The following is a 24,738-nucleotide window of genomic DNA, read 5'->3' as shown; positions in this document are numbered from 1 at the left end:
AAGAATGGATTGAAAAAGGGGGATTCGTGCAATAAATAGAGAATTTGGTGCACTTTTTAATAATTTGGTCCTATTGCAAGAGATTTAGAGCTGTTATTTAAGGGTTTAGAGCAAATACTCACGAATTTGAAGCAAATACTCACGAATTTGAAGCAATACTCGTGAATTTGGAGGATTTACTCGTGAGTTTAGAGCAAATACTCGTGAATTTGGAGCAAATACTCGTGAGTTTAGCACAAATACTCGTGAATGGATGTTTTCTCTCGAGGAGGATTACATAGTTTGATTTCGGATAAGCATTCGGCGATGTGTTACGTCGTTTGATGTTGGTAAAGCCGCAACCTAAATCGTAATCAATACGATTTTAAAACAGTCAATAAAAATAGTTGAGGTAATGGAGGAAATATATCGTGTTCAGAAAATGTAAATTGATTTTTATTGTATGTTTATCAGTCTTTCTTTTGGCTGCTTGTTCCACCGAGTCTGCGAAGGATCAAGCGGGAGGGAAGAAGGAAGTGAACTTGCTTTTTAATTTTGCGACTAGCTCGCTTGATCCGAATGTTGATACTAGTTATGTGTCGCTTAGGGCTGGCATCACTGAGACATTGGTGCATCTCAATGATAACGATTTGACCATCGAACCTTGGCTGGCGAAGAGCTGGGATAGCGAGGATGGTCAATTATGGAATTTTAAGTTAAGGGAGGGTGTGACGTTTCAGAATGGAAAGCCGATGGATGGCAAAGCGGTGAAGGCTTCCTTGGAGAGGGCGATGAAAGATAGTCCGGCGATCAAGAATGCTTTGCGGATTGAGTCGATTGAAGCGGACGGGAATGCGCTGACCATTAAGACGGAGGTTCCTTTTCCTGAGTTTCCTTCTGAATTGGTTCATCCAAATACATCGATTATTGATGTGAAGGAAAGTGACTATATAAACAAGCCGATAGGAACCGGGCCATTTGCCGTTTCGAAATTCAAACCAGGTACGGCTGTTGATTTAATCCGATATGAGTCTTACTGGGATGGAGCCGCAAAGCTTGAGAGAGCCAGGTTTTCATTTAATGAAGATGCCAATGCACGGTCTCTTGCCTTTGAATCGGGAGACGCTGATATTGTTTTCCGTCCGGAAGTGGAAAGCCTGGAAAATTTAGAGGCGAAAGATGGTGTGAAGGTTGAATCGACATCGACTTTCCGCGTACATCAAATGACGATGAATTTGGAACGTAAAGCATTGCAGGACATACACGTCCGGAAGGCGGTTGATGCCTTGATCGATCGTCCATCCATTGCGGAAACGATTTTACATGGTCATGCTGAAGTGGCGACGGGGCCATTCCCATCCACTTTCTCTTTTGCCCCGGATTATCCGAAAAAAGCGAATGGAATGGAAACCGCTAAGGCGTTTCTTGATCAGGCGGGATATAAGAAAGTGGATGGTGTCATGCAAAAAGACGGTAAACCGTTAACGTTTACACTGCTTACATACAGTTCACGTGCCGACCTGCCGTTAATTGCCCAAGTTTTTCAATCGGATGCCGGTCAGTTGGGGATTGATGTGAATATCAAGCAAATAGAAATCCCTGAAGAGTATATGGCTTCCAATCGCGATTGGGATTTAACGACCTACAGCAATTTAACGGCTCCGAGAGGGGATGCCGGTTATTATTTAAATGCTACTTATCATCCAAAGGGTGCCTTGAACTTCAGTGGGGCTGATGATGATCGCCTGACGTCCCTGATTGATGAGCTGAACGTGACGGTCGGGCAGGAGGAGCGCTCGGATTTAGCTGAGGAGATTGCGATGTATGTGGATGAACAGGTGTATAATTCATTCATTTTACATCCGAATACACTTGTTGCTTATGATGCCGATAAAGTTAAAAACTGGATCACTTCGAGAAGCGAATACTATATGCTGACGAATGAATTGGATGTGAAGTGAATGTTTCGCATCTTAGTCCGCCGGTTCATTGAGGTAGCGATTTTTGTTCTTGTAATTACATTCATTTCTTTCCTTTTTGTTCGGCTTGCTCCTGGCGACCCGGTTCTCTCGATACTTCAAGTGGATGATGTATCGGTCACAAACGAGCAAGTCAATGAGCTTCGTGAAGAATTAGGGTTCAATGATCCGCTGTTCGTGCAGTATGGCAATTGGTTTGCGGACTTTATCCGATTGGATTTCGGGCATTCCTATCTGACGAATCAGCCTGTGATGGAAATGATCATGAGCGGGCTGCCTGCAACACTTGAGCTGGCGGTTGGTGCATTGCTTGTCATGCTTGGTATAGCGATTCCGTTAGGTTCGCTTGCTGCCTTGTACAGGGGGAGCTGGATCGATCAATTCAGCCGGGCTGTTTCTTTATTGGGGGCAGCCATTCCTAGCTTTTGGCTGGGGCTGCTTTTGATAGATTTATTTGCGGTACGATGGGGAGCCCTTCCAACGATGGGCAGGGACGGGTTTCGTTCTTTGATTCTGCCGTCGGTCACGCTGGGGCTGGCCATCACAAGTGTGTACGTCCGTTTGCTGCGTTCGAGCCTGATAGATTCCATCAGTCATGATTTCATCAGGGCTGCCCGATCTAGGGGGATTTCAGAGATGCGGATATTCTTTGCCCATGCATTTCGTTATAGCTTGCCCCCGGTCATTACCGTATTCGGCGTCAGCCTTGGCAGCCTGATCGGCGGTGTAGTCGTGATCGAAGTGATTTTTGCCTATCCAGGCATAGGTAAGATGGTCGTGGACTCGATTCGGTCGCGGGATTATCCAGTCATCCAAGGGTACCTGCTGGTCATGGCCATCATTGTATTCATGGTTAATAGTGCCGTGGATTTATCTTATCGCTATTTAAATCCGGAGCTAAGACTGAAGGAAAGGAAGCATGGAAAATGGAGTTAGTTATCAAAGGAAAATCCAAAAGGCGCTGGAGAATGACCGTCCTATTTACGGTGATGGCGACAATCCTTGCCGTTGCGGCTTACACCTTTCTTATTGTGAAACATGATCCGGCACTGGTCAATCTGGAAGAAAGGCTATGGCCGGCGAGCATGGAACATCCGTTAGGGACGGATCATCTAGGGCGTGATGTATTGACGCGCCTTCTGCTTGGTGCACAGCTGACGGTTGGCTACGGCCTCTTATCTTTGTTTGCCGCAGTTATCATCGGCGTCCCGTTCGGGATGATTGCCGGTTTTAAAGGAGGTCTGATCGATCGGGTCTTCATGCGCATTGCCGATGCGTTTCTCGCCTTCCCAGATACGATCGTTGCCATTGTTCTTAGCGGTTTATTAGGACCGGGAATCGAAAATCTCCTGTTGGCGATCGTTCTGGTGAAATGGGTGAATTATGCCCGGCTTGTGCGAAGTACGGTGATCACCGAACGTCAGAAGGAATATGTCACAGTTGCTAAAATCAATGGATTAAGTTCATTTGGGATCATGCGGAAGCATCTATTTCCGCACCTTATCGGGAATGTGCTTGTCCTTTCTAGCCTCGATTTAGGAAAAATCATTTTGCTCATATCTTCCTTATCATATATCGGGCTCGGTGCGCAGCCGCCGGCACCGGAGTGGGGAGCCATGCTGAATGATGCCCGTCCATATTTTCAATCCAATATGTTGCTGATGATTTACCCAGGGCTCGCCATCGTATTTGTCGTCCTTCTAACCAACATGCTCGGTGATTATTTGCGCGATGCATTCGATGTGAAAAAGGAGGTGGGATCATGAGCATTTTATCCGTGAGGCAGCTGCATATCATGGGAAAGCAAAATCATATCGTCAAGAATCTTTCATTAGATGTGCAGGAGGGTGAGTGGTTCGCACTTGTCGGACAAAGCGGGAGCGGCAAAAGCATGACGGCCATGGCAATATGTCAGCTGCTTGCACCCAATCTTCAAGCGAAGGGGGAAATATGGTACGGGGAAAAGAATTTATTAACCCTATCTTCCTCAGAAATCAGGAAGGTTCGCGGAAAGCGCCTGGCCTATATTTTTCAAGATTACCAGGGTTCATTCACACCGTTCCTTACCATCGGTCAGCATTTCGACGAATATCAGCGAACACATTTGAACCTTTCCAAAAAGGCAAGGAGGCAGCAAGCGGCCAATACGCTCATATCGGTGGGCCTGAGCGACGATATCTATTGCAGATACCCTTTTCAATTAAGCGGCGGTCAGCTTCAACGCGTATCCATTTCAATGGCCCTGCTGCTTGAACCTGATATCTTGATAGCGGATGAACCGACCACAGCCTTGGACAGTGTATCTTCCTTTAAGGTTTTACAGCTGTTATCAAAGCTCCAAAAAGAAACCGGATGTGCAATCTTGTTCATTACGCATGATTTACGTCATGTCAGGAAGTATGCGGACCGCATTGCAGTCATGAAAGACGGGGCCATCATAGAGACCGGTGATAAAAATCAGGTATTGAATCATCCGCAGCATGCTTATACGAATGAACTGATTCAATCATCGCCATCATTGAGGAGAATTCCATTTAAGCTTGAAGGAGTGTCAGGATGAGTTTATTAGACGTGCGAAATGTCCATAAAAGCTATGATAACGGAGTGGAAATACTAAGGAACGTGAATTTCAGCATGGAAAGGAAGGAATGCCTCGGGTTAGTGGGGGAGAGCGGCTGCGGAAAAAGCACACTGGCAAGACTCATCCTTCAGATTGAATCTTTTGACAAGGGTAGCATCCTATTTGAAGGAACCGAGCTGCAAAACAAAAGCGAACGCAGTTTAAAACCGTATCGCAAGAACATCCAGGCTGTTTTGCAAAATCCTGCATCGGCTTTGAATCCAAAACTAAGGATAAGGGATTCACTAATGGATCCATATCTTCAATTTGGCAGCCAGGTCAATTTGAAATATTTTACGTATACAAGTGAAGCGAACTTTATCGGACAGCTCCTGGAAACGGTGGAGCTTCCAAGGAGTTTTGCTGAACGTTACCCGCATGAGCTAAGCGGCGGACAAAAGCAGCGGGTGACCATTGCGCGTGCAATCAGCATCGAACCGGCCCTCATTATATTGGATGAACCGGCTTCAAGCCTGGACGTGCTGTCCCAAGCGGCGGTGCTGAAATTGTTAGGCGGGCTGCGGGAGACTTTGGACACTTCCTACCTTTTTATTTCTCATGATCTATCGGCTGTACAGGAGATGAGCCAACGGATCATGGTGATGAAAGGGGGTGTTATTGTGGATTCTTTCGAGAAAGAACGGCTTTTTTGCAGCGATCGCCATTCATACACAAAAGAACTGATTTCGATGTTTGAATAATGAAGTTGTGTTTATTTGAGTTTTAAATCGCAATGATTTCGATTAAGTTTAATGCTTAAGGAGGAAGTAAGGTGGCATGTTAGGAATTCGGGAGAACGATTGCGGATTCTTTCATCATCAATTCAACCATTTATTACACATTTAAATAGTGGCACCATATAACGAGTTGCTTTCGGCAATTCGTTTTTTTTAGGTAAAAAAATGAATTCCAATAAACTTACTTGACATTATAAGCTTATAAAAATATAATTACTTACATAAAGTAACCAACAAAAAGGAGAATTCATACATGAATAAAAATGATGCAGGTCAAGTTTTTTTAAGGGTGATTTTAGGTCTTACTTTTTTCATTCACGGCGTTTCAAAGTTTCAAGGGGGCATAGGAAATACAGCGGGATTTTTCGATAGCCTTGGCATTCCTGGCTTCATGGCATACATCGTTGCAGGAATCGAATTGATTGGAGGACTTGCGGTTATACTGGGTTTGGGAACACGAATCGTATCCGTCCTATTTGCGGTCATTATGGCGGGGGCGATTTTCACGGCTAAATTGCCTGCCGGTTTTCTTGGAAACGGGCAAGCGGCGGGTTACGAACTGGACTTGGCACTGCTTGCCATGTCTGTCTATCTAGCGTGTGCAAACCGCACGGTTCTTTCTTTGGATTATGTGATTTTCAATAAAAAAGGGAAGTGACAATATGGATAAAAATTTTCATCAAAAACCAATTACCTTTGTTGGCGAAGTGAGTATTAATGTTTTGGATTTGAATAAGGCCATTCTGTTTTATCAAGAAATCATCGGTCTTCAAGTATTGAAGAAAACCGACCGGAATGCTGTTTTGACGACAGACGGAAAAACCCCGTTGCTGACACTTGAGCAGCCTGCGGATGTGATTCCGAAAGAAGGGCGGACGACGGGCTTATATCACTTTGCCCTGTTGCTGCCTACCCGTGCCGACTTATCGATTTTTTTACGCCATTTACTTCAAACGAAATATCCATTTGGAGCGGCGGATCATGAAGTGAGTGAAGCGCTGTACATCACCGATCCGGATGGAAATGGCATCGAAGTATACTCTGACCGGCCATCAGCTGATTGGAGATGGGCAGGCGGGGAGGTCGAAATGGGCACGGATCCGTTGGATGGGAATGACCTGCTGAAAGAAAGCGATGGTGAGTGGAGCAAACTGCCTGCTGGTACCTTGATGGGGCATATACATCTGCATGTAGCGGATTTACGTAAAACGGAGGAGTTTTACATGCAAGGTCTTGGGTTTAGCGTCGTGAATCGATATGGAGGAGCGCTCTTTACTTCAACCGGCGGATATCATCATCACATCGGATTGAACACATGGAATGGCGTTGGTGCCCCTGCCCCGAAGGAAAATAGTGTGGGGCTAAACTGGTATACACTCGTTTATGCAGATGAAGAAGCGAGAAACAAAGTAACGGAGCAACTGGAAGGAATCGGGGCTGTCGTCACGAAAAAAGAAGGGTTTTTCACTGTAACAGATCCATCAGGCAATGAGATTCATTTAATCGTCTAAATATTATAATCAGAAAGCAATGGTGAGAGGATAATGGGATTCTTAAGCAGATTATTTGGAAATAAAGAAGCCGCGGCAGAAGAGAATGGGAAAAGGACAAAAGTGTTATTCGTGAAAGTGAACGATCGTCCAGCAGATCAGGCAATCAGCTCGAAAATGTATGACACTTTCTTACAAACATATAAAGAGACACACCGTGCGGATGAAGTGACCGAGCTGGATTTATTTAAAGAAGAGCTTCCTTACTACGGAAATACGGCGATTACCGGACTATATAAACGCAACCAAGGTCTTGAACTGACAGCTGAAGAGGAAAATGCCGCAAAACTGGTTGACCAATATTTAAATCAATTCATGGCCATGGATAAAGTGGTATTCGCTTTCCCTCTATGGAACTCAACGGTTCCTGCACCGTTAATCACCTATCTTTCTTATTTGGCACAAGCAGGAATAATGTTCAATTATACGGCGGAAGGTCCTGTCGGGTATGCTGGAGATAAAAAAGTCATGTTATTGAATGCCCGCGGTTCTGATTATGCATTAGAAGGAATGGCTTCCGCTGAAATGGCCGTGAGTTTAGTGAAAAATATCATTAGTCTATGGGGTATTAACAATCCGGAGACCGTGGTCATTGAAGGCCATAATCAGTATCCGGATCGGTCACAAAAAATCATCGCGGATGGTTTGGAAAACGTTGCAAAAGCGGCTGAAGCATTCTGATTGCAAAGTGAAAAGAATAGCAGGCAAAGAAAGGCCTCCATATCAATGGGGGCCTTTAGACTGTAGACAAATTCATGGAAAGCGACTTTGCCTGCTGTTTTTTATTTGAAAAACATTTCAGCTGATTTCAGAAACCCGCTCCCTTTCCGTAGACTGTCTGCCAAGCCGCATCAAAGCAAGCGTCTGCGGGGTCTCGGCTAGCCAGTTATTCGGCAGGAGTGTCGCAAATTTCTTCAATGAGGGTTAATCCCATATAAATGAATACAAAATCATGGAGTATAACCAACTCTTTTTTTAAATTCATTGTAATCATTTCCTCGTTAAATTCTTGTTAGGGATTCGAAATGTGACCAACCTACAGTTTTTATAAAAAATATTCCATTTGATTGGAGCGGGTGTTCGAGACTCCTGCGGGAAAAACGAGTCCAAGGGAGACCCCACAGGCGCAAGGAGCGCCGAGGAGGCTCCCGGACCGCCCGCGGAAAGCGAGTGCCTGGAGTTGAGATCAACTTCCTAAACCCGCTTCCCTTCCGCCGATAAACTGAAGGCCCTCCATACTAATGGGGGCCTTCTTTGTGCAGGGATGATGTTATTTGTTATTATTTGACCTGATACTTTTTCAAACGGTATTGAAGGCTTTGGCGGCTAATATTCAGGGCCTTGGCTGCTTGGGAGATATTCATGCCATGTTCCTTCAATATCTTCTCCAAGTATTGCTTTTCAGTATTGGCGATATAATCATCAAGAGATAAGGTCGAATCCTGTAAATCTCCATTTGCATGAGTCTCTTTTCTTCCGGGATGAATGTCTTCCAAATGGGCTTTCTTCCTAAATAGAGCCGGAAGGTGGGTGATGGCAATCTTTGTATCGCCAGGCTCCATTAAATTCATGGCCCCCTCAATGATATGTTCAAGTTCCCTTACGTTCCCGGGCCAGTCGTAATCATAAAAAAGCGAGTAGACTTCTTCGCTGATCCCTTCTATATTCAATTCGAACAGCGCATTGAATTTCTCGATGAAGGATTGCGCCAGCAAAGGAATATCCTCTTTCCGTTCACGAAGAGGCGGGATGAATAACGAAACGACACTTAATCGGTAGTATAAATCCTTTCGTAAATGGTCATTTGAAATGGCATCTATCGGATCTTCATTTATCGTTGCAATGACCCTAACGTCAATTTGTTTATCCTTAGTATCCCCAACGCGGCGAATCGTCCTTTCTTGAAGGGCCCGTAATAATTTCGCTTGCATGTTCGGATTTAATGAGTTGATTTCATCTAGCAGGATGGTACCGCCCTGTGCCTGTTCGAATAATCCAGGCCGTTCGATCGATCCGGTGAAGGCGCCTTTCTTTGTGCCGAAGAGTATTCCTTCAATTAGACTGTCTGGCAGGGCAGCACAGTTTTGGCTGATGAAAGGTTGTGTCGAACGGCTGCTGCCATTATGGATGCTTTGGGCGAAGAGCTCTTTTCCGGTGCCCGTTTCCCCAACGATGAGGATGGAGGATGCCGTCCTGGTCGAGCGCTTGCACTTTTCTATCACTTCCAGGAAATTTTCACTCGTTCCGATGATGCTGTCAAAGGTATATTTAGTATCGCCCTTATTCAATATATTATCTTTAATGATTCTTTCCAGATTCGTTATATCCTTTGCCACTTCAATGGCCCCGATGATATTTTGCTTTTGATCCAAAATCGGAAACGTATTATTGATTGTTGTAATTTCCTGACCAAGATTATTGAAGTAGGTCTGCTTCGAGTTCTCGGTTGTCTTCCCCGAATGAAGTGCCCTTATTAATGTACTCTCCGTTTCTTCCTTGAATTTAAAGATTTCGTGAATCTTCTTCCCTAACACTTCTTCTGAATCCATTCCTTCGATTTCTGCCATTTTCTTGTTATATACAATCGTCCGCCCTTTTATATCGATTATATGTATCCCTGTATCGATTACATCCACAAGCGAATAGAGGATGGATTGGAAACCATCTATTTTAATGATTTGATCTAAATTCATGAATGCCTCCCGTTTTTCTTCTTTTCTTAGAGCTATTGTAGAGGAATTGAAGCAAAGGCGCAAATAAAATTTGCACAGCAAGATTATTTTGCATCGAAGTGCAAAAATATTTTGCGGAAAAAGGGCAAAAATGCTGTTTTTTATGGTTTTTCAAGTTGGCATGAAATTTGCATTAATAAAAAGTGTAAGGTTTAAGCGACAAAAATAGGGATTAGAGCAAAAAATAATGGCATACTATGTCAATTTTGCCCTTAAAGTGCTGAATTTCATTGCATTTTTCAAGAAAAAACATTATTTTTTCGAAAAAATGAAAAGTTGGCACGGAACTTGCTTGTTTAATTAAGGGAGAAGTAAAAAACATAAACTTAGGGAGATGAGACATAATGGTCCAAACATATAAACACGAACCATTTACTAATTTTAAAATCGAAGAAAACAATAAAGCTTTTCAAGCGGCATTGAATGATGTAGCTAATGATCTAGGTAAGAAATACCCGCTGATCATTAATGGTGAAAAAGTGTTTACTGATGAAGTCATTACCTCTGTAAACCCAGCAAATAAAGAAGAAGTTATCGGAACCGTATCCAAAGCAAATAAAGATCTTGCTGAGCAAGCGATGCAAGCGGCAGATAAGACATTCCAAACTTGGAGAAAAACGAAAGCGGAAGTGCGCGCAAACATTTTATTCAGGGCTGCAGCAATCGTTCGCAGAAGAAAACACTATTTCTCGGCTCTATTGGTTAAAGAAGCAGGGAAGCCTTGGAATGAGGCGGATGCAGATACAGCGGAAGCGATCGACTTCATGGAATACTATGCACGTCAAATGCTGAAGCTTAAAGACGGCATGCCAGTGGAAAGCCGTCCGATTGAACACAATGCTTTCAGTTATATTCCGCTTGGTGTCGGTGTCATCATCTCACCTTGGAACTTCCCGTTTGCGATCATGGCAGGCATGACGACGGCTGCTCTTGTTTCAGGTAATACGGTCCTATTGAAACCGGCCAGTACAACACCGGTCATTGCAGCTAAATTCATCGAAGTGCTGGAAGAAGCGGGCATGCCTGCAGGAGTTGTGAACTTCATTCCAGGAAGCGGTGCCGAAGTAGGCGATTATTTGGTAGATCATCCTCGTACACGTTTCATCAGCTTTACCGGATCTCGTGATGTCGGTATCCGTATTTATGAGCGTGCGGCAAAAGTACATGAAGGCCAAATCTGGTTAAAACGTGTCATCGCTGAAATGGGCGGTAAAGATACGATCGTTGTTGATAAAGAGGCTGATCTGGAATTGGCGGCACAATCAATCGTCGCTTCTGCATTCGGATTCTCCGGTCAAAAATGTTCTGCTTGTTCACGTGCTGTCATAGTGGAAGATGTATATGACCAAGTCTTGAATCGTGCCATTGAATTAACGAGAGAAAAAACGATCGGGGAACCAACAGATCTAAACAACTTCATGGGTCCTGTCATCGATCAAGCAGCTTTCGATAAAGTCATGAGCTACGTTGAAATCGGTAAAGAAGAAGGGAAAATTGTTACAGGGGGAGAAGGAGACAATTCAAAAGGTTTCTTCATCCAGCCAACTATCATTGCCGATGTGGATGAGAACGCACGTGTCATGAAAGAAGAAATCTTCGGACCGGTTGTTGCATTCTGTAAGGCAAAAGATTTCAATCATGCAATCGAGATTGCCAATAACACGGATTATGGATTAACGGGTGCAGTCATTTCTAACAACATTGAACATATCGAACAAGCGCGTGAGGATTTCCACGTAGGTAACTTGTACTTCAATCGCGGCTGTACTGGTGCCATTGTAGGATACCAGCCATTTGGCGGATTCAATATGTCAGGTACAGATTCAAAAGCGGGCGGTCCTGATTATTTAGTTCTTCATCTTCAAGGTAAAACAACATCTGAAACGCTATAAATTTTAGGGGGAATCAACATGACAACTTTAACGGAAAAATTAATCGAGCAAACTGAACAATATGGTGCAAACAATTATAATCCACTTCCAATCGTCATTTCGAAGGCAGAAGGAGTTTGGGTGGAAGATCCTGAAGGCAACAAATATATGGATATGCTTAGTGCCTATTCAGCAGTGAATCAAGGCCACAGGCATCCGAAAATCATCGACGAATTAAAAAAACAAGCTGATCGCGTAACATTGACATCCCGTGCATTCCATAGTGATAAATTAGGACCATGGTATGAAATGGTTTCACGCATTACGCAAAAAGACATGGCACTGCCTATGAATACAGGTGCTGAAGCCGTTGAAACAGCCATCAAAGCTGTTAGACGCTGGGGCTATGATGTTAAGGGAATTGCAGAAAACCAAGCTGAAATCATTGCTTGTATCGGGAACTTCCATGGCCGTACGATGGCAGCCGTGTCCTTGTCATCCGATGATGAATATAGAAGGGGCTTTGGACCGATGCTGCCTGGGATCAAGCTTATCCCTTACGGCGATCTTGATGCATTGAAAGAAGCGATTACACCGCAAACGGCTGGATTTTTAATCGAACCGATTCAAGGTGAAGCGGGAATCATCATTCCGCCACAAGGATTCTTAAAAGAAGCTTACGACTTATGTAAAGAAAATAATGTCCTATTCGTTTCTGATGAAATTCAGTCAGGACTTGGACGTTCAGGAAAAATGTTCGCCTCTGACTGGGATGGAGTAGTTCCGGATATGTACATTTTAGGTAAAGCGCTTGGCGGCGGGGTTTTCCCAATCTCTTGCGTAGCTGCGAACCGTGAAATCCTTGGCGTATTCAATCCTGGTTCCCATGGTTCTACATTCGGCGGCAATCCATTGGCATGTGCGGTTTCCATCGCTTCATTGGAAGTCCTTGAAGAAGAGAAGCTTGCGGAACGTTCATTGGAGCTTGGGCAATACTTTATGGATCGTTTAAAAGAAATCAAGAATCCAATGATTAAAGATATCCGCGGCCGAGGCTTATTCATCGGAGTCGAATTAACAGAAGCAGCAAGACCTTATTGTGAGCAGCTTAAAGAAGAAAAACTGCTATGTAAAGAAACACATGATACAGTTATCCGTTTTGCTCCGCCATTAGTGATTACTAAAGAAGACTTGGATTGGGCAATCGAACGCATCAAAAAAGTTTTATCCTAATATACCTATGAGGTGAATTCCATTGAGTACAACAATCAAAGAAGAAAAAGAAACTGCCAGCTTGCTTGATTCAACACAGGTCGTAATCAAGGAGGCGCTGAATAAGCTTGGCTATTCTGAAGAAGTGTTCGAGCTTTTGAAGGAACCTCTACGGATGCTTACCGTCCGGATTCCAATTAAGATGGATGACAATTCGACGAAGATTTTCACTGGATACCGTGCCCAGCACAACGATGCTGTCGGTCCGACGAAAGGTGGAATCCGTTTTCATCCTGAAGTCGATGAGGAAGAAGTCAAGGCACTTTCAATGTGGATGAGTTTGAAATGCGGAATCGTGAATCTGCCATATGGCGGAGGAAAAGGCGGCATCATCTGTGATCCGCGCCAAATGTCAATCGGTGAATTGGAAAGGCTTAGCCGTGGATACGTTCGGGCAATCAGCCAAATAGTGGGGCCGACTAAAGATATCCCGGCCCCGGATGTTTATACGAATTCACAAATCATGGCATGGATGATGGACGAGTACAGTAGAATAAGAGAACACGATTCTCCAGGTTTCATTACAGGTAAGCCACTGGTACTGGGCGGTTCACACGGCAGGGAAAAGGCGACTGCACAAGGTGTCACCATCTGTATCGAGGAAGCGGCAAAGCGTAAGGGCATAGAATTGAAAGGTGCACGCATCATCGTCCAAGGGTTTGGGAATGCAGGAAGCTTTTTGGCCAAATTCATGCATGATGCAGGTGCGAAAGTGATTGGCATATCGGACGCATATGGTGCCATCTATAAACCTGAGGGTCTGGATATCGATTACTTACTTGATAAAAGGGATAGCTTTGGAACGGTAACGACACTATTCGATCATACAATCACCAACCAGGAGCTTCTGGAACAAGATTGTGATATTTTAGTGCCTGCTGCCATTTCCAATCAAATCACCAAAGAAAATGCACATCTTATCAAAGCCCAAATTGTCGTAGAGGCCGCGAATGGACCTACCACATTGGAGGCAACCAAGATCTTGACGGAACGCAATGTGCTTCTCGTACCTGATGTATTGGCAAGTTCAGGCGGTGTGACAGTTTCTTACTTCGAATGGGTTCAAAATAATCAAGGTTATTATTGGGAAGATGAAGAGGTCCAAACCAAATTAAAAGCGTTATTGGTCAACTCATTTAATCAAATATATGAAATGTCCGAGACGAGAAAAGTGGATATGAGGCTGGCAGCGTATATGGTGGGTGTCAGAAAAATGGCAGAAGCCTCGATATTCCGCGGCTGGGTATAAGCTATAGTCTAATAATGGGGAGTGGAGGAGTGATTCCGTGTTAAAACCGATTCATACCATCGAGTGTGCTCAAGATGGGACCGTCGAACAAGTTTACGTTCAAAAGGATTCCTATGTTTATGAATGGGAAAGGCTCTTTTTAGTGAAGACGGAAGATGGGAAATTGATTGATGTTTCAATAGGTGCCAGTGGTCACATTACTGAAATTAATGTTTCGGCAGGGGATCCTATTAATAGAAAGCTTCCTTTAGCTTTGCTCCAAGACGATTTTGTTATAACTGGCTCTGATTGATTATAGGAAAGAGGGTGTTCCAAAGGCGGAAGCGATTTCTGCTTTGGGATGCTCTTTTTTTTGTTGTGATCATTTATAAGGCGGTGACAAAGCCAGGAAAAAGTTTGAAAAGAAAAAACGCCCTGTTTCATGGTAAAATATCAGAATGATTGGACAATGCACCAAGCAGATCCTAACCAAGAAGTAATAAGTGAATGGACCGATCTGCGGAGGCTTGTCAGGATTTTGTAAAGTCGGGAGGAGGCTGGAAGGTTGAATATGGATGTGGATATATTCAGGCGATTATCCGATTTTGATAATGTTTTGGTCGTAGATGATAAAGGGATGATCATTTTTTATGATATGGCAGATTTAAATGTCCTTATGGAGCTTGGGATAAGGCCGGAAGAATTCATGGGGAAGAGTGTCACTTCCTTTTATAAAAACATCACGAACGAAAATAGTACGCTGATGAATGTGTTAAGGACGGGAAAACCGTTATGTAATATAAAACAAGAGATGATCACCAAAACGGGGGAGGTCATCGAAACGATCAATTCCACATATCCGATAGCCGAGAACGGTAAAATCATTGGGGCCGTAGAATTCTCTAAGCGTTTCTTTTCCAAGGATGCCATCCAATACTTGGACAAATATTCGAGCCATAAAATCTTCAGGAGAAATAATACCGTTTATACGGTCGACGATATTATCACGGTTAACCCTAAAATGGAAAGCATTAAAGATAAACTTGGAAGAATTGCGCGAACGACCTCAAATGTTTTGATCGTTGGGGAAACGGGCACAGGGAAAGAGCTTATCGCCCAGGCGATCCATAATTTAAGCGATCGTTTTGGAAAGCCCTTCATTTCACTTAACTGCAGTGCGGTTCCTGCCAGTCTATGGGAAAGCACTTTGTTTGGTACGAATAAAGGGAGCTTCACCGGGGCGGAAGACATGCCGGGTCTATTCGAACAGGCGGAAGGCGGGACTTTATTTCTGGATGAAATCAATTCCCTGGATATGAATCTTCAGGTGAAGCTCCTGAAGGCGATTGAAGAGAAAACGATCAGGAGACTGGGCGGGAAGAAAAATATCCGCTTGGACATTAGGGTGATTTCAGCAACGAATGAGGTACCGGATATTTTACTGGCGGAGAAACGGTTGCGGGAAGATTTATTCTATAGAATTGGTGTCGTACAGATTGACTTGCCAAACTTGATGGAAAGAAAAGAGGATATAGAAGTCCTTGTCGATAATTATCTGAATTTTTACAACAATACGATGAATGTATTTATAGACGATGTTCAGGAAGAAGTGCTCCAATGCTTCAAAAGTTATCCATGGCCAGGGAATATCAGGGAATTGAAAAATGCGGTCGAGACGGCATATAATCATGTCCAGTCCAGTAAAATCACCCTTGATGATATTCCTGGAAGAATCAGGGATTATACAGAAGCTCCAATGGCTGAAAACAACAGTCCTCATGTGGATTCCTTAAAAGATGCGGTTCAACAATATGAAAAAGAGATCATTGTGCGTCAGTTAAAAAATACGAATGGGAAAATTGCAGAATCTGCCAGACAGCTTGGTATCTCCAAACAATTATTGAAATATAAAATGGAAAAACATAAATTGCGGTAAAAATTTTTTTACGCTAGAGGGAAATTTTTCACCACCTCTTAATCGATTTGGATAATCAAAGGGTCACGATTCTATATGCTTAAATAGAATCGTGACCCTTTTTTGCCTTGTGTGCAAGGGTATATGCCAGGAATGTTAAAAATAATTAAAATATTGTTAAGACTGGCACGGAATTTGCTTTCTTAACTGATAGGCGTATTAATAGATGGTTTCATTGAGTGATAAAAAAATAGAGGTGAATGGATGAATACAAATAAGATAGTACGTGACAGCCTTATTTTTGGTTTTGCTTTATTTGCGGTGTTTTTTGGGGCTGGCAATCTCATTTTTCCTCCGTCGATCGGACTTGCATCAGGGTCGGATTGGCTTCCGGCGCTAGCGGGCTTCATTCTTACGGGAATTGTACTCCCTATACTGGGTGTTGTGGCGGTCCTGAATTCAAAAGGGAAATTTGAAGAACTGACAAGGCCGATCAGCCCCTGGTTTTATAAGGTATTCAATCTGGTCGTCATGATTGGGATTGCGATGCTCGTCACTGTACCCAGGACGGCCGCCACAACCCATGAGATGGGGGTTCATACGTTATTCCCGAATGTACCTTCTTTCGTGACGATGGTCGTTTTCTTTGGATTGAATTTTTATTTTGCCAGCGATCGATCTAATCTCATTGATAAAGTCGGACAAGTGCTAACGCCTGCTCTGTTCGCCATTCTTCTTTTTATCGTCATCAAAGGCATATTCGATCCATTGGGGGCGCCAGTAAATACGGAAATCCAAAATCCGTTTGGCCACTCGCTTTTTAGTGCTTATCAGACCGGTGACGTGTTTACGGGCCTTCTTTGTGCCTCGGTTTTCATTGGCTCGATTGCAGCTAAAGGATATGCGGAACCTTCCAAAATGAAGCAAGTGGTCATGAATGGAACCATAGTGGCTGGTTTGGGATTGCTCATCATATACGGAGGGCTTCTATATATCGGTGCTACAGGAAGCGGATTATTCCCATCTGAAATGGAGAGTGCGCAGCTGGTGACGGGCCTGGTTTATAAACTGCTTGGGGATTACGGCACCATTGCATTGGCTATAGCGGTATCATTAGCGTGCCTTACCACCTCAATTGGAATAACCGCTTCAATTGCAGATTTCCTTAGCGGCCTGACAAAACAAAAAGTGAGTTACCGCAATTGGGTAATCGTCGTTTGTGCCACTGGAGTGTTGATGGGGCTAATGGGTGTCGAAAAGATCATCGACTATTCCGTACCGCTATTCATGGGAATTTACCCTGTTTCGATCGTGATTGTCTTACTTGGCGTTTTCCGCAGGTACATCCCAAACGCGGGTGCCTATAAGGGGTCGGTCCTGGCCACTTTCATCATCAGTTTATGCGAAACATTGGATAGCATCGGTATCCATATGGGATTCATGAATGATTTCATTTCCATCATTCCATTCAGTGCAAATGGGTTTGCATGGCTCATTCCAGCCATACTGGGATTCGTTGCGGGAACGCTCATACACGGAAAACAGGCTCAGGAAATTTCTTCAAGCTCCATGACTGGTGAAAACCATTCATCTTAAATGTTGGGAAATGGCATAAGGTGTAAATATGGAAGGGTGAAGGGAAGTTTCCACGTTCATCATGTTGATTTTACTTATTAAGGAGAGGGAAAGTATGAATGCGAATAAACGAAATATGAATGTTATTTATATAAATGGAAAAATATTCACTTCGAATCTAAAACAACCTTATGCAAGTGCCATGGTTGTTCGTAATGGACGCATCGAGTGGGTTGGAGAACAGTCAGAGACAGACGGAATGATTGGGGAACGGATCGACCTTCTAGGGCGGCGGGTGCTTCCCGGATTAATTGATGCACATCTGCATCCGCTATTTTTAGCTAAGGCAGCCAAGCAAATTCCATGTATGCCCCCTGTCGTTGAATCGATTGAGGATTTGATCAAAGCCGTTCGTGAACAATGTGAATCCCGGAATTCAGGGGATTGGATTGAAAGCTGGGGATATGATGAAGGGAAATTGACGGAAGGACGGTCCCCTTCCCGCCATGATCTGGATAGGGCGACGACGGAAATCCCTGTTGTCATAACCCGGACCTGCGGCCATATAATTGCCGTGAACAGCAAGGCATTGGAATTGGCGGGAATCACAAAGGACACCCCAAATCCAGCAGGAGGGGAGATTGACAGGGATTCGGAAGGGGAGCCGACCGGAATATTACGGGAAAATGCAAAAGAACTGGTCAATAAAGTGATGCCGGTCCAAACATTCGAAGAGGAAACAGATACTCTCGCCGAACTGAGTCCCAAATTATTATCACATGGGATTACGGCAATCACTGAACTCCTGGCAAGGACCAAGCCGATCGATTACTTGGATTTGTATAGGGCTGCGAGCGAAAAGGGTTTAAAGCAACGTACGGTTTTATACTATATTTGGGAAGATATGAAGAAGGATATGATCCTGGATAAGGGTAAAACAAACAGAGAAAGCCAGAATCATATAGGCGGGGTCAAGTTATTCTCGGATGGCAGCGTGTCGGGGCAAACGGCGTGGGTCGATCCGCCGTTTTTAGGAGAAGAAAAGAACCATGGCATCCAGATGACATCAGAGGCAGAGTTGTTAAGTGCAGCTGAGGCAGCCAGGCAAAACAATATTCAATTGGTCATACATGCCATGGGGGAGCAAGCGATCGATATGATCGTGAATACCTTTTACGGAAAAACGGGATGGATTGAGGATGGCCCATCGATAAGGATTGAACATGCTGCCATGCCTACAAAGCAAGCACTTCAGCGTGCAGCTGAAACGGGGATCGCTTTTGTTCCGCAACCAATCTTCTTATATGCCGAAATCGAAAGCTACATTAAAAATCTTGGTGCAGAACGTTTGAAGCAAACCTACCCCATCCAATCCATGTTGGAAGCAGGCATTAAACTGGCTTTCTCTTCCGATGCACCTGCAACGGCATGGGTCGATCCGGTCAATCCGTTCGTTGGAATCAAGGCAGCCGTCACGCGAATTGCCTATGACGGTACGGACACCGGTCAGGATCAGCGTGTAGATGTTCCCACCGCGATTACACTTTACACACGGGCCGCTCAGGAGATAACGAGAATCCCGGATGTCGGGCAGCTCACTCCGGGCTATCATGCAGACTTCATTGTGCTTGACCAAGATATTTTGGCGATCAGGCCGGAGGTAATCGATAGGATTACAGTGGAAGAAACCTATATGGGTGGTACTTTGGTTTATCAAAAAGAAACGGCGATAAATAAATAGAAGATATAGGGACGAAAAGGGGAAGATTTCCTTTTCGTCCCTTTCAATTTCTTGGTGCGGATGTTCCATGATAGTAAAAAAAATTTTACGCTAGAGGGTAAAAAAATTTACACTTCCATGCGAGGAAGCCTTGGAAGCAATGTTGCCGTTTGCGAGTATAAGGAGCAAACGGCTAGCAGAAATCCTATTTTTCAAGGAGCGGGAAACTTAATTTACAGAAAATTAATAATTGGCACACAACTTGCTGGTTTAATAGATAGTTAGATTTTATAGTTCATATTTGAGGAGGAAATGGTCATGCAAAGTTTGAAGTTATATCCGGAAATAAAAGGTGTAAGAGAAGATGTGATTGCTTGGCGGCGTCATCTTCACCAGCATCCGGAATTATCTTATCAAGAAGAGAAGACATCGCAATTCGTATACGAAACCCTTTTGACATTTGGAAACTTGGAAGTTACACGTCCGACAAAATACAGTGTGATGGCCCGCTTGATTGGCTCCCAACCGGGGAAAACATTGGGCATCCGTGCAGATATGGATGCGCTGCCGATTGAGGAAGAGAATTCTTTCGATTTTAAATCCCGCACACCAGGAGTCATGCATGCTTGCGGTCATGATGGTCATACGGCGATGCTTCTTGGTACGGCGAAAATCCTTTCCGGAATGAAAGATAGCCTGAAAGGTGAAGTCCGCTTCTTTTTTCAGCATGCCGAAGAGTATTTTCCTGGGGGAGCGCAGGAAATGGTCGATGCAGGCGTTATGGAAGGTGTGGATATCGTGATTGGTGCACACCTCATGTCCACCTTTGAAGTCGGGAAAGTTGGCATCGTGTATGGACCGATGATGGCCGCGCCGGATGGTTTCTTTCTGACCATTAAAGGAAAGGGCGGCCATGGTTCTGCTCCCCATGAAACGATTGACAGCATCGCGATTGGTGCCCAGGTCGTTACGAATCTACAATATATCGTGTCCCGCAATACAGATCCGCTGGACAACTTGGTTCTTTCCATCGGAAAGTTCGTTGGAGGGGAAGCGGCCAATGTCATTGCAAACTCCGTAGAGATTAGCGGGACGGTCCGAAGTTTTGATTTGAAACTCCGTGAATCCACGCCAGTTCTTATGGAAAGGGTCATCAAAGGAATTACGGAAGCACATGGCGCCTCGTATGAGTTTAAATATCTAACCGGTTATCGACCAGTCATAAACGACGATGAAGTAACCAAGGTTATAGAAGAAACAGTGCGTGAGATCTATGGGGAAGAAGCTGTTGATCTTCAAGGGCCGAAGATGGGTGCTGAGGATTTTTCGGCTTTCCAACAGAAAGCACCGAGCAATTACTTCTTAATTGGAGCTGGTAATAAGGAAAAGGGGATTATTTATCCTCACCATCATCCTCGTTTTACTTTTGATGAAGACGCCATGGAATATGGTGTAAACATTTTCATAAATGCTGTATGTAAGATTTTAGTATAGAATACCTTGGGTAAAATTAGCTGCTTGTAACGTACAAAATTGAATGCATATCGATGAAATAAAAAACTGGAATGGGGAAAAGGGGCAAGAGATGGGGATACGTAACGAAAATGTCACATTAAATGAAATCAACGGAGGAGACAAGCCTAAAGCAGGAAAGAAGTGGCTGAAGCTCCCACATGTCTATGTTATTTTAGTTACCATGCTTTTGGTTTGCTATGCTGCAACATTGTTTGTGCCGAAAGGTCAATTTGAAAGAGTGGAAGGACCGACTGGAGCGCCAATTTTGGTGCCGGGGACGTTTAAATTTGTCGATGCTCCCAATTTGACTCCTTTCGATTTAATGTTTTCGATACCTACTGGGATGGTTCAGGCAGGTGAAATCATCTTTGGTGGTTTAATGATCGGGGCACTGTTCAGTGTTATTGAACGCACAGGACTTCTAACCTTGGGCATTCAAAGAATTAATCGGACATTTCAAAACAGAAGTATATGGGTCATCCCCGCATTGATGATTCCTATGGCTACTTTTACGGCATTTACAGGGGCCATGGAGATGGGGCTTATGTATGCACCAATCATGATCCCGTTAATGTTGAACCTAGGCTATGATCGGTTCTCAGCCACTGCGATGGTGCTTGTTAGTACGGCTGCTGGGTTCAGTGTTGCACTTACTTCCCCTGCCACAGTCGGGCTTTCCCAGACATTAATGGAGTTGCCACTATACTCCGGAATTGGTTTTCGGGCAATATTTATGGTGATTACCGTATTAATCGGGATTTGGTATGTTTGGCGTTATGCGCGAAAGATTGAGCAAAATGCCTCGCTCGGATACTTATATGGAGATGGTTTGGATGCTCTATATATTAATAGTGATGAGCAAACTGAAGAAAAAGCTTCAAAAAGGCAGATCTTTGCCATTCTCTTTTTGCTCGCTGGCATAGGTGTTATGATATATGGTTTGCTGAACTGGGGCTGGTATTTCACTCAAATTGGCGGTTGGTATGCATTTATGGGGATTGTTCTCGGCTTAATTTATGGGCTCAATCCAAGTACTATTGCTGAAGTATTTAATGAAGGATTTAAAAAAGTGCTCCCAGGTGTATTGATTATCGGACTATCAAGGGCCATTTCAGTCATTCTTGAGAATGGGAATATTTTGGATACGATTGTAAATGGAATTAGCGTAGTGGTGAGTTCCATGCCAAGTCAGATAGCTGCTCTAGTGATGATGGTCTTTCAAGCTCTATTTAACTTCTTCGTTGGATCTGGAAGTGGACAAGCTATGATTACCATGCCTATTATGAGCGGGCTGTCCGATTTACTCGGAGTCACTAGGCAGACAGCGATTCTGGCATTTCAGTATGGTGACGGCTTTACAAACATCCTTTACCCTAGCGGTTTGTTTATGGCCATATTGGCCATTGCTCAAGTGCCTTATACAAAATGGGTTCGCTTCATTGCTCCACTACTGCTAATTTGGTATGGAGTAGCAGCAATTTCCCTAATTATTGCCCAATCTATAGGGTGGGGGGCTAATTTATAATTAAAGGTTTTAGATGGGCAAAATACTGTTTGATAGATAGGGAATGGAATTTTTGCTGAATTCTTAAAATTAAATAGTATGGAAGTTCAAAAGGGGGAATTCCCCTTTTTTGTTTTTTGATATGTCTATCGGTAAGAAAAGTTGCGATTGACGAGTAGACTATTGAGGGTTTTTCCAAGCATTGGAAAACATTTCAGAAGTCCTCGAACAACTTCCAAAAGTAAAGTACCGTGATCGATTAATCCATTTGTCCGTCCCATGATGGATGCCATTAAGTTGTTTAAACGCATGTTTATCTGATGAGTTCGCATGTAGTGAGCAATGCTTCCTTTGAACACCTTAAGGCCTGCCGGAGCAGAGGATTTCATAAGGCTTAAGTAATAGAGGGAATATTGTTATATTTCCTTTCATAAACTCTTATGGAACAAACAAGCCAATACGAAGGCAAGAAAGGAGTGGATCATGGTTGCTCGAAACCGGTTGACTCTATCCGTGTGCGCTTTCTAGGAATTTAAGCCCGCGACTAGAAGCTAGTATGTTAAATACAAATTGAGATTTTGACATCAAATAAGTGGCGTTTTTTCTGAATTGATCCAAATTCACAATAAAAAGGAAACATTCAGAATTCCGCCGTTTAAAAGAGGGGAGTTAATCAGAGTATGAGAATCTCAGAATTAAAGAGGAAAGCCCTTCAGTCGTTGGGAGGTAAATGGGGAGTAACTGTTTCGCTTATGTTGCTGTTGTTCTTGATCAACCTCATTTTTCCTTTAATTGTCGAAGTGATCGGAAGCGGTGGTTTTTCAGAATGGCTTATGCAGGAAGACACACCGTTATGGTCCAATATCTTCAGCATGGTCTTTTCCATTGCCTTAATCCCGCTTACCATTTCAACCACTTGGTTCTACCTGAATTTAGTTAGGGAAGGGAATCCTGGCATTCCAGAAGTGTTCGCTATCTATAAAGATGGTAAAACCTCTTTCAAGCTTATTGGGGCATCCATCCTACAAGCAATTTTCATTTTTTTATGGTCATTATTATTAATCATTCCGGGTATCATCAAGGCCATCGCTTATTCGCAGCAGTTTTTCCTATTGAAGGATCATCCTGAATACACGGTGCTTGAAGCCATTACAGAGAGCAGAAAAAGAATGAAGGGCTTGAAATGGAAGTATTTCCTTATGCACCTAAGCTTCATCGGGTGGGGCATCCTTTGCATGTTCACGCTGGGAATTGGTTTACTATGGTTGATTCCTTATGCAGGAACAACAACGGCTGCATTCTATGAAGAATTGATTGTACCTCAAGAAGATATTGACGATGATCAACAAATAGAGGGATAAAAGATAAACCGATAGCATTTGGCTATCGGTTTAAATTTATAGACAAAAGTGGTTTTACCTAAAATTTCAAAACATAGTTGATTGGAATGGAAGGTGCGAGACTCCTGCGGGAAAAGCGCGTCGAGGGGAGACCCCGCAGGCGCAAGGCGCCGAGGAGGCTCCCGGACCGCCCGCGGAAAGCGAGTGCCTGGAGTGGAAATCGACGTTCGAGGTTTTATAAACCCTCATAAAAACTGAAACAAACTTGATTTTCATCGATTTTGTCTAAAGTCTGCAATCGGTAGCAAAAGGCTCTCGGTTTTTTATTCCCGATTCTCCTTAAAAAGGTTAAATTGTTCATTTTGCCTGGTGTATAATAGAATATTGAGAATGCCATTTAGGGGGATTACATAGTGAGTGGGTATAATAATGGGTATAATATTGCGGATCTGGTATACCAATTGCTTTGCCTTTTATTTCTAATCCTGATCATCGTTGGGACCGTATCCCTTTTCCGTTCCATCAAGCACCGTAAAACCAGACTGGATATCATGGAAAAGAAAATGGATGATTTGCATGAACTGATTAAAAGGGGAAAAAATTGACGGCGGCATCGTGCAGGCGTTCAAGCTGCAGGTAAACTCGAAGAAAAGCGAGTTTGCCTGCAGTTTTTTTATTTAAACAGCTTGATTTCAGAAATAATATTTAATCCTATATAAAAGTGTGAAAAAGTCTAGCCTTATTTTAAATCATGGTTATCACCTGTGATAGCTTGATGGGCATTCGGCAGGAAACCATTCCGAACCCTATGTTGTCGCAGTTTTTATTAATTGAAAAACGTTCCAGTTGATTTGAACGGAAGGTAAGAGTCTCCTGCGGGAAAAGCGTGTCCAAGGGAGACCCCACAGGCGCCAAGAGCGCCGAGGAGGCTCCCGGACCGCCCGCGGAAAGCAACGTGATCAACCAACTCCGGCAATTATAAAATAATTTATACTGAAATAACTTAGTGGAAAGCACTGTCTCCAAATTTGAAAAAAGGGTAGTAGATTTTAGCATCAATTGAGAGACATAAAAAAATAGAAAAAGAAAGGGAATTGTAAAAAATAAGCAGTTTTACATAGGGGTGTCGGGATTGTGGGGCAAATTTCATGTAAGGCCGCTGGTATGGAAGATGCATGGTTTGTTGCGGCTTTTTACCTCA

20 protein-coding genes are annotated in these 24,738 nt (G+C 43.6%); 19 read left to right on the top strand and 1 reads right to left on the bottom strand.

The window, feature by feature from the left end; genetic code table 11:
• Positions 1-410 precede the first annotated feature (410 nt).
• From nikA to AC2YHV_RS06945, 8 genes are all read left to right on the top strand, one after another.
• Complete coding sequence (nikA, locus tag AC2YHV_RS06980) at positions 411-1,940, top strand: nickel ABC transporter substrate-binding protein (RefSeq protein WP_487372881.1); 1,530 nt, start codon at positions 411-413, stop codon at positions 1,938-1,940.
• Positions 1,941-2,894: a nickel ABC transporter permease gene (gene nikB / locus AC2YHV_RS06975; protein ID WP_487372880.1), complete on the top strand. Its 954-nt coding sequence runs from the start codon at positions 1,941-1,943 to the stop codon at positions 2,892-2,894.
• The gene (nikC, locus tag AC2YHV_RS06970) at positions 2,885-3,724 is read left to right on the top strand and encodes a nickel transporter permease (protein WP_063575387.1); all 840 of its coding nucleotides are present in this window, start codon (positions 2,885-2,887) and stop codon (positions 3,722-3,724) included. Before nikB ends, nikC begins: the two co-directional genes overlap by 10 nt.
• Positions 3,721-4,518: an ABC transporter ATP-binding protein gene (locus tag AC2YHV_RS06965; RefSeq protein ID WP_487372879.1), complete on the top strand. Its 798-nt coding sequence runs from the start codon at positions 3,721-3,723 to the stop codon at positions 4,516-4,518. The genes nikC and AC2YHV_RS06965 overlap by 4 nt, the downstream gene beginning before the upstream one ends.
• On the top strand, positions 4,515-5,279 hold the full coding sequence (locus AC2YHV_RS06960; RefSeq protein ID WP_487372878.1) for an ABC transporter ATP-binding protein: 765 nt from the start codon (positions 4,515-4,517) through the stop codon (positions 5,277-5,279). Before AC2YHV_RS06965 ends, AC2YHV_RS06960 begins: the two co-directional genes overlap by 4 nt.
• A gap of 289 nt (positions 5,280-5,568) precedes the next feature.
• Positions 5,569-5,973 carry a DoxX family protein gene (locus AC2YHV_RS06955; protein WP_063575390.1) on the top strand — a complete coding sequence of 135 codons (405 nt, stop codon included), beginning with the start codon at positions 5,569-5,571 and terminating at the stop codon, positions 5,971-5,973.
• Between the two features lie 4 nt (positions 5,974-5,977).
• Positions 5,978-6,826 (top strand): VOC family protein, encoded by an 849-nt coding sequence (locus AC2YHV_RS06950; protein WP_487372877.1) that lies wholly within the window; start codon positions 5,978-5,980, stop codon positions 6,824-6,826.
• 33 nt (positions 6,827-6,859) lie between these two features.
• Positions 6,860-7,546 carry an FMN-dependent NADH-azoreductase gene (locus AC2YHV_RS06945; RefSeq protein WP_487372876.1) on the top strand — a complete coding sequence of 229 codons (687 nt, stop codon included), beginning with the start codon at positions 6,860-6,862 and terminating at the stop codon, positions 7,544-7,546.
• A 599-nt stretch (positions 7,547-8,145) separates the two neighbouring features.
• Here the strand turns inward: AC2YHV_RS06945 and AC2YHV_RS06940 are convergent.
• Positions 8,146-9,558 (bottom strand): sigma-54 interaction domain-containing protein, encoded by a 1,413-nt coding sequence (locus AC2YHV_RS06940; protein WP_057276823.1) that lies wholly within the window; start codon positions 9,556-9,558, stop codon positions 8,146-8,148.
• Positions 9,559-9,941: 383 nt separating this feature from the next.
• Between AC2YHV_RS06940 and pruA the strand changes: the two genes are divergently transcribed.
• From pruA to AC2YHV_RS06885, 11 genes are all read left to right on the top strand, one after another.
• On the top strand, positions 9,942-11,489 hold the full coding sequence (gene pruA, locus AC2YHV_RS06935) for an L-glutamate gamma-semialdehyde dehydrogenase (protein ID WP_487372875.1): 1,548 nt from the start codon (positions 9,942-9,944) through the stop codon (positions 11,487-11,489).
• A gap of 18 nt (positions 11,490-11,507) precedes the next feature.
• The gene (locus AC2YHV_RS06930; RefSeq protein WP_098866168.1) at positions 11,508-12,701 is read left to right on the top strand and encodes an ornithine--oxo-acid transaminase; all 1,194 of its coding nucleotides are present in this window, start codon (positions 11,508-11,510) and stop codon (positions 12,699-12,701) included.
• Positions 12,702-12,723: 22 nt separating this feature from the next.
• Positions 12,724-13,989: a Glu/Leu/Phe/Val family dehydrogenase gene (locus tag AC2YHV_RS06925; protein WP_194719320.1), complete on the top strand. Its 1,266-nt coding sequence runs from the start codon at positions 12,724-12,726 to the stop codon at positions 13,987-13,989.
• 37 nt (positions 13,990-14,026) lie between these two features.
• The gene (locus AC2YHV_RS06920) at positions 14,027-14,281 is read left to right on the top strand and encodes a biotin/lipoyl attachment domain-containing protein (protein WP_048686804.1); all 255 of its coding nucleotides are present in this window, start codon (positions 14,027-14,029) and stop codon (positions 14,279-14,281) included.
• Positions 14,282-14,539: 258 nt separating this feature from the next.
• A complete protein-coding gene (locus tag AC2YHV_RS06915; protein WP_487372983.1) occupies positions 14,540-15,904 on the top strand; it encodes a sigma-54 interaction domain-containing protein in 1,365 nt (454 codons plus the stop codon).
• A 243-nt stretch (positions 15,905-16,147) separates the two neighbouring features.
• Entirely contained in the window at positions 16,148-17,479 is a 1,332-nt protein-coding gene (gene brnQ, locus AC2YHV_RS06910; RefSeq protein WP_487372874.1) for a branched-chain amino acid transport system II carrier protein, read from the top strand.
• Between the two features lie 94 nt (positions 17,480-17,573).
• Positions 17,574-19,199: an amidohydrolase gene (locus tag AC2YHV_RS06905; protein WP_487372873.1), complete on the top strand. Its 1,626-nt coding sequence runs from the start codon at positions 17,574-17,576 to the stop codon at positions 19,197-19,199.
• A 297-nt stretch (positions 19,200-19,496) separates the two neighbouring features.
• Complete coding sequence (locus AC2YHV_RS06900) at positions 19,497-20,672, top strand: M20 family metallopeptidase (RefSeq protein WP_230135812.1); 1,176 nt, start codon at positions 19,497-19,499, stop codon at positions 20,670-20,672.
• Between the two features lie 91 nt (positions 20,673-20,763).
• Entirely contained in the window at positions 20,764-22,218 is a 1,455-nt protein-coding gene (locus AC2YHV_RS06895; protein ID WP_487372872.1) for a YfcC family protein, read from the top strand.
• Positions 22,219-22,877: 659 nt separating this feature from the next.
• A complete protein-coding gene (locus AC2YHV_RS06890; RefSeq protein WP_487372871.1) occupies positions 22,878-23,558 on the top strand; it encodes a DUF975 family protein in 681 nt (226 codons plus the stop codon).
• A gap of 392 nt (positions 23,559-23,950) precedes the next feature.
• Positions 23,951-24,142 (top strand): hypothetical protein, encoded by a 192-nt coding sequence (locus AC2YHV_RS06885; RefSeq protein WP_487372870.1) that lies wholly within the window; start codon positions 23,951-23,953, stop codon positions 24,140-24,142.
• The last annotated feature ends 596 nt before the right edge of the window (positions 24,143-24,738 follow it).

This window comes from Peribacillus sp. SRI_006 (assembly GCF_057586375.1).
This window is presented reverse-complemented; position numbering and strand designations above follow the sequence as displayed.